This window comes from Oleiphilus sp. HI0123 (genome assembly GCF_001635315.1).
Genome location: NZ_LWGE01001872.1, coordinates 1 through 424 on the forward strand (window position 1 = coordinate 1; position 424 = coordinate 424).

1 pseudogene is annotated in these 424 nt (G+C 46.5%); it reads right to left on the reverse strand.

Going from position 1 to position 424, the window contains the following annotated elements:
* Positions 1–368, reverse strand: a pseudogene (locus tag A3761_RS25015) (FAD-binding protein); the annotation flags it as partial.
* Positions 369–424: the final 56 nt, after the last annotated feature.

Below are 424 nucleotides of genomic sequence, written 5' to 3' on the forward strand. Positions count from 1 at the left end.
ACGCTGGTTCCACCACCATAGGGAATCAGGATAATGTCATGTTCATAACAAAACTCGACCAACTCAGCGACCTGATCTTTAGTTTCTGGAAAAGCAACGCCGTCGGGGAAGAATTCAAAGCGGCCACTTCTCATGGCAAGCCAGTCAGGCAGACTTTGACCGCGAGAATGACGAAGACGCTGTTCCGGGTCTTTATCAATCAATATATGCTCAGGTAAACGACTTTCTGGAACTTGAGCCAAAACTTCACTCAGCTGTGCATCCGCTAAAGGGCTGGAAGCACCCACTAGATCACTAAGAAATTGCTCACCCGTAGGTGGCAAATCCATTTTGTTTGCTTCATCTCCCCAACCATTCCAACGACGCATGCGTTCACCTATATATATTCAAATTTAGTTTAAAGTGCCCAGCATCTTAACAGCGG